The 520-nt window shown below is 45.0% G+C and carries 1 protein-coding gene; it reads right to left on the bottom strand.

Annotated elements, in window-relative coordinates; all coding sequences use genetic code 11:
* Window positions 1-136: 136 nt before the first annotated feature.
* Window positions 137-430 carry a helix-turn-helix domain-containing protein gene (locus tag ACFINI_RS10200; protein ID WP_375648066.1) on the bottom strand — a complete coding sequence of 98 codons (294 nt, stop codon included), beginning with the start codon at window positions 428-430 and terminating at the stop codon, window positions 137-139.
* Window positions 431-520 lie beyond the last annotated feature (90 nt).

Below are 520 nucleotides of genomic sequence, written 5' to 3'. Positions count from 1 at the left end.
GGCTGTTCTATGATGCAACTCTATGCAATTTATCTTGCCTATTTCGTACTGATCTTTAGACATTGATAAACCTTTTTATCTTATGGTATTTAAATTCATGGCAAATGCGCAAAAACGCAAAGCCGTGTAACGAAGTTCAAGCAGCATTACCGCGCAAAGCAGAATGCGCACCCGAATCTGTATTGGCATGTTTTGCTGCTTTAAAAATGCGACGGCGACTTTTGGGGTAGCGGTCGCTAAAAACCTGCTCGACGGGCAAACCGATAAAATCGGCAATAGCGCGTTCGGCTTTCTCGTTAGACCGTGTCCAGATATGTTGAACACTGGATGACGAGAGTTGATATGCTTTCGCAAGCTCCGCCAAGGTCATGTTACGGCGGCGTAGCTCGGCTAAAATACTATGGCGATCCCATTTTTGTGTGGTTGTCATAAGTTTCGCTCCTGCTTCAAACGGATGCTCCCACATCCGTTTTTTGTGGGGTTAATTGTAAAATATCTGCCCTCTATATCGGGCGGTAAT

It is taken from the genome of Bartonella sp. AA56HLJMS (genome assembly GCF_042197145.1).
Taxonomy (GTDB): Bacteria; Pseudomonadota; Alphaproteobacteria; order Rhizobiales; family Rhizobiaceae; genus Bartonella.
Note: the sequence above shows the minus strand (reverse complement) of the source record. Positions and strands in the feature narration are given on the sequence as shown.